We start from the raw sequence: 5,627 nt of genomic DNA on the forward strand, positions 1-5,627 counted from the left end.
GAGGCTCGAGATGTCCTTCTTGAAGTTGAGGACCAGGTCTTCGGCGTTCATGCTGCCCCCATCCGTCGCGGTCTACGTGGCTAACGATATGGCACCGTGGGGACACATGTATGTCAATCCTGGTCTAACAGAGCCTTATTTAATCCCCGTCCGAGAGAAGTCAATTAGCGGGCAGAAGGGCAAAAGTAGTCAAAAAAGTCCCGTCCCAAATTAGCTACCACTTGCACCGATTATTCGCCCGGGTTGATGTTCGCGTAGAACTCCGCCCCGTCGTCCAGGCGCAGGATGCCCACGCGGCCGAACTCGGAGCCGGTGGCGGCGGCGCAGTCGATGTCGATGCGATCGGGCACACCGGCAGTGTCCTCGCCGCCCAAGCGCACGATCTGCCCGCGTCCCGATTCCTCATCGAGCCCCGCAAGACCACCGACCTCGCAATAACGCCCGAGCGACACCGTTGGCGTGTGGCCACTCACCACGACCGAACCCTTGCCCTCGGCAGAAAGCAGCCCCGTCGGGGCATCCCAATAGCCATGGCGAATCCAGAGCAAGTCATCGGACGACTGTACGGCGAGCATTTGCTGCAGCAGCTCGCGATCGGCATCGACCGCTCCCCTGCCGTCGCCGCAATCGACACCATGCTCAAGCAAAAACGCACGCGCCGCCTCGGTCTGAATGCCGGCGTGCACCAGCAGGTACGGCCGCTCGGCAGTCTCGACCACCGCGTAGAGCGGCAGCGCGGCCATCCATCGCACGAGCTCCTCGTATGCCTCAAATTCCATGTCGTTGAGCTGCTCGCGCGTCGTCCAGCCACCGTTGATATCCCAGGTCTCGGCATCGAGCGGATCCTGGCCAATGATGGCATCGAGCATGATCTGCTCGTGATTGCCCTTGAGCACGCGGGCGTTGGGCAGCGAGCGCACGAGCTTAATAACGCCGACCGGATCGGGCCCGCGATCGATCATGTCGCCCAGCACGTACAGCGTGTCGTCGGACGTCAACGAGATCTTAGACAGGGCCTCGTCAAGCGCACGCACGTGCCCGTGAGCATCAGATGTCACATAGATCGCCATGGTACGCCTCTCCTTGCATTGCGGCCGAAGCCCGGTGCCGCAACTAAAACTTCAAGTTGAACTTAAACGTTACCCATTGTACTCCGTTGCAATAAAGCTGGAAAGGGTTTCCGAGCAGAGGCAAAGACGGCAGCCGTCTATGACGATATCGCGCACGCCCGCAATCCAACCCCATAAACCAACCATCTTTGGGTACAAATAACCGCAGGCAACTGACCGTGCCACGCCAACCACCCAGGAGCGGACACCATCTATGAACCAGATCCTTCTCTTTATCGGCCTCGTCATCATTTTGTGCCTGACCATCAAACCCGTCGGCAAAAAACTCCCCTTCCCCACCCTGCTCATCTTTATCGCGCTCGGCATGCTGTTGGGCGTCAACGGCCCGGCGCATATCGACTTTAGCGACTACGCGCTCACCGAAACCGTCTGCAGCACGGCGCTGCTGTTCATCATGTTCTACGGCGGCTTTAACACCAACATCGACCGCGCCAAGCCCGTCGCCGTGCCCGCGGTGCTGCTGAGCACGCTCGGCGTCGTCATCACCGCAGGCATCACCGGCGTGTTCGCCCACTTCGTGCTGGGCTTCGACTGGATCGGCGGCCTGCTGCTGGGATCAGTCGTGGCATCCACCGACGCGGCCAGCGTCTTTAGCGTTCTGCGCGAGCACAGCCTGTCGCTGAAGGGCGGCACCGACTCGCTGCTCGAGGTCGAATCGGGCTCCAACGACCCCGTCGCCTACATGCTCACCGCCGTGCTCGCCACACTCGCGGCCGGCGGCGACATCAACATTCCCGCACTGCTGGCCAAGCAGATTATCCTGGGCGCGGGCCTGGGCCTTGCCATCGGCTGGGCGGCGGGCTGTCTGATTGAACGCGCACACGCAACGGCCGAGGGCGCGCAGACCATCTTCTTGTTCGCCGTGGCCATCGTCGCCTACGCGCTACCAAGCTATCTGGGCGGCAACGGCTTTTTGGCCGTATACCTGGCCGGCATTGTGCTGGGTGCGAGCGACATCACCGGCAAGGTCGAGATGGCGCACTTCTTTGACACCCTCACCGAGATGGCCGAGATGACGATCTTCTTCTTGCTCGGCCTGCTCGTCACGCCCGCACGCCTGCCGCAGATGCTGCTGCCGGGCCTGGCGCTCATGGCGTTTATGCTCTACGTGAGCCGTCCCATCGCCGTCGGCGTGCTCCTGGCGCCCTTTAAGACGAACCCCCGCCAGGTCGCGCTCGTAAGCTGGGCGGGCCTGCGCGGAGCAGCTTCGGTCGTGTTTAGCCTCTTTGCCGTGGTGGCCGGCGTTCCCGGCGGACACGACCTATTTGACCTGGTGTTTGTGATTGCCGTGTCGAGCATTGTGGTGCAGGGCTCGCTGCTGCCAGCGGTGGCGAAGAAGCTCGATATGATCGATGCGACCGGCGACGTGCGCCGCACCTTTAACGACTATCGCGACGAAGACGGCATGTCATTTGTAAAGCTCAAGGTGGGTGCTGGCCATCCGTTTGCCGAGCGCTCGCTCGCCGATATTGGCAGCGCGACGGACATGCTCGTGGTCCTGGTGCTGCGCGACGGGGCGCACCCGGTGCTGCCCAACGGCGATACCGTGATCCAGGAAGGCGATCTGCTGGTGATGGCCGCCCCAACGTTCGAAGAGCGTGCCGAGGTTACGCTGCGCGAGGTCACCGTAACCCCCCACGGTCGCCTGGCCGGCCAGCGTCTTCGCGATGTGCCGCAGGGCAAGCACCCCTTTATCGTGGTGATGCTCAAGCGCGACGGCCAAACGATCATCCCCGACGGCAACACCCTAATATACGCCGGCGACGAAGCCGTCATCGCCACGCTCGCGTCGTAGCGGGCAGGAGGTAGCTAATTTGCGACGAAGAGATCAAGCGCCTAGAAAGCCTCATGCCTTCGCTCGCAGATTTGGATTTGCCTGAGGAGTAAAGCACCCCTCCCCCATGTAACCATCCTGTAAATCATAGCGGCGCGCTCCGGTTTTGCTGTGATGCGGTCGCGCCTGACGCTGCACTGTGCTAAAGTATCCCGAACGTTCAAACGACTACGAGGGGGAACTAGAAGATGGCACGTGTGCACAACTTCTCAGCTGGCCCGGCCGCACTGCCTACAAGCGTGCTCGCCGAGATCGCCGACGAGATGATGGACTACCGCGGTTGCGGCATGTCCGTGCTCGAGATGAGCCATCGATCTAGCATGTACCAACAGATCATCGACGACGCCGAGGTAACCCTGCGTCGCCTGCTGAGCATCCCCAACAACTACCGCGTCCTGTTTTTGCAGGGCGGCGCCACGCTGCAGTTTGCGGGCATCCCCATGAACCTCATGCGCCGCGGCCGCGCCGGCTACATCGTGACCGGCAACTTTGCCAACAAGGCATACAAAGAAGCCGACAAGTACGGCGAGGCCGTGCTGCTCGCGAGCTCCGAGGACACCAACTTCGACCGCATCCCCGACATGGCCGACATCAACGCTCGCATTGCCGCCGAGGCCGCGGGCGACGGGCTCGACTACGTTTACATCTGCCAGAACAACACCATCTTTGGCACCATGTACCACGAGCTGCCCGCTTGCGGCGACGTACCGCTGGTCGCAGATGTCTCGAGCTGCTTTCTGTCGCAGCCGCTCGACGTCGAGCGCTACGGGCTCATCTACGCCGGCGCTCAGAAAAACGCCGGCGCCGCGGGCGTGACCGTGGTTATCGTGCGCGACGACCTCATCGCCGACGGCCCCGCCTTTGCGCAGACACCGCAGTACATGGACCTTAAGGCCCAGGCCGCCAAGGGCTCCATGCTCAACACGCCCAACACCTTTGGCATCTACGTGTGCGGCAAGGTGTTCCATTGGGTCGAGGAGACCGGCGGACTTGCCGCCATGGCCGAGCGCAACTGGGCCAAGGCCAACCTGCTCTACGACCTGCTCGAGCACAGCGAGCTGTTCCATGGCACCACGCAGGCCGACAGCCGCTCCATCGCCAATGTCACCTTCCGCACCGGCGACGCCGAACTCGACGCGGCCTTTGTCGCAGGCGCGGCCGAGCACCAGATTCAAAACGTCAAGGGCCATCGCCTGGTGGGCGGCATGCGCGCCAGCGTCTACAACGCCGTAACCATGGAAGACGTGCAGGCACTGGCCTCGTACATGAAGGACTTCGAAACGCAGCGTAGTTTGAGCCCGCGATCTAACTAGCCCGCAACGCGCGGGCCGACCAGCCACTTCAAACCACCTGTTTAAACCAAACCTGCTAAGGAGTTTTTCATGCGCAAGATTAAGACCATCGACGACATCACCAAGGACGGCAAAGTCGAGTTTGGCGAGGGCTACGAATTTGTGAGCACCGCCGAGGAGGCCGACGCCATCCTGATGCGCTCGACTGACCTGCACGGCTACGAGCTGCCCGAGGGCATCCGCGCCATCGCCCGCTGCGGCGCCGGCGTCAACAACATCCCCGTCGAGGAGTACGCCAAGAAGGGCGTCGTCGTCTTTAACTCCCCCGGTGCCAACAGCAACGCCGTTAAGGAGCTCGTCCTAGGCATGCTGGTGCTCTCGAGCCGCGGCGTGGTGCAATCGATGAACTGGGTGCGCGACAACGCCGACGACCCCGAGATCCAGGTCGATGCCGAAAAAGCCAAGAAGGCCTTTGTGGGCCGCGAGCTCAAGGGCAAGCGCATCGGCGTCATCGGTCTGGGCAACGTGGGATCCAAGGTCGCCAACGCCTGCGTCGATCTGGGCATGGACGTCTACGGCTACGATCCGTTCATTTCCGTCGAGCACGCATGGGTGCTGAGCCGCGAGGTGCAGCGCGTGGGCACGCTCGAGGACCTCTGCCGCGGCTGCGACTATCTCACCGTGCACGTGCCCAGCAAGGCCGACACCATCGGTATGATCAGCACCGAGCAGATCAACCTGCTGGCCCCGGGCGCCGTGCTGATCAACTACGCACGCGAGACCATCATTGACGAGGACGCCGTTGACGCCGCACTGCGCGAGGGCAAGCTCAGCTGGTTTAGTTGCGACTTTGCCACGCCCAAGACCGTCAATATGCCGAACACGTTTATCACCACGCACTCGGGCGCCGGCACCGGCGAGGCCGAGGCCAACTGCGCCGATATGGCCATCAGCGAGCTCAAGGATTACCTGGAGAACGGTAACATCGCCCACAGCGTCAACTACCCCGCTTGCAGCATGGGCAAGGCGCGCGCTGCAAGCCGCATTGCCTGCCTGCATGCCAACGTGCCCAACATGATCGGCCAGATCACGGCCATCCTGGCCAAGGACAACGCCAACGTGCAGCGTATGACCAACGAGTCTGCCGGCGAGAACGCCTACACCATGTTCGACACCGACGAGCACCTGGACAGCAGCACCATCGAGGCGCTCAAGCAGATTCCGTCGATGTATCGCGTGCGCGTGATTAAATAACGCCGGTGCCAAGCCTGCCAGACAGACCACGAAGCCCATTCGCCCATTACAGTCTGAAATAGGCCATCGATAAATTTCGATGGCGAGCATTCGGCGCATTGCCTACGATACGGGCAA

At 62.0% G+C, this 5,627-nt stretch carries 4 protein-coding genes; 3 read left to right on the plus strand and 1 reads right to left on the minus strand.

What is annotated here, in order from left to right; all coding sequences use genetic code 11:
• Nucleotides 1-230 precede the first annotated feature (230 nt).
• On the minus strand, nt 231-1,070 hold the full coding sequence (locus ABHT90_RS09875; protein WP_346982389.1) for a metallophosphoesterase family protein: 840 nt from the start codon (nt 1,068-1,070) through the stop codon (nt 231-233).
• A 253-nt stretch (nt 1,071-1,323) separates the two neighbouring features.
• Here ABHT90_RS09875 and ABHT90_RS09880 point away from each other — a divergent pair, with 253 nt between their 5' ends.
• The 3 genes from ABHT90_RS09880 to ABHT90_RS09890 all read left to right on the plus strand — a co-directional run bounded on the left by ABHT90_RS09880 (nt 1,324) and on the right by ABHT90_RS09890 (nt 5,510).
• Nucleotides 1,324-2,925 (plus strand): potassium/proton antiporter, encoded by a 1,602-nt coding sequence (locus ABHT90_RS09880; RefSeq protein WP_346982390.1) that lies wholly within the window; start codon nt 1,324-1,326, stop codon nt 2,923-2,925.
• 227 nt (nt 2,926-3,152) lie between these two features.
• Nucleotides 3,153-4,277: a 3-phosphoserine/phosphohydroxythreonine transaminase gene (gene serC, locus ABHT90_RS09885; protein ID WP_346982391.1), complete on the plus strand. Its 1,125-nt coding sequence runs from the start codon at nt 3,153-3,155 to the stop codon at nt 4,275-4,277.
• A 69-nt stretch (nt 4,278-4,346) separates the two neighbouring features.
• Nucleotides 4,347-5,510: a phosphoglycerate dehydrogenase gene (locus ABHT90_RS09890; RefSeq protein ID WP_346982392.1), complete on the plus strand. Its 1,164-nt coding sequence runs from the start codon at nt 4,347-4,349 to the stop codon at nt 5,508-5,510.
• Nucleotides 5,511-5,627: the final 117 nt, after the last annotated feature.

Origin of the sequence: Collinsella aerofaciens, assembly GCF_039758815.1 — a bacterium.
GTDB classification, from domain to species: Bacteria; Actinomycetota; Coriobacteriia; order Coriobacteriales; family Coriobacteriaceae; genus Collinsella; species Collinsella aerofaciens_BP.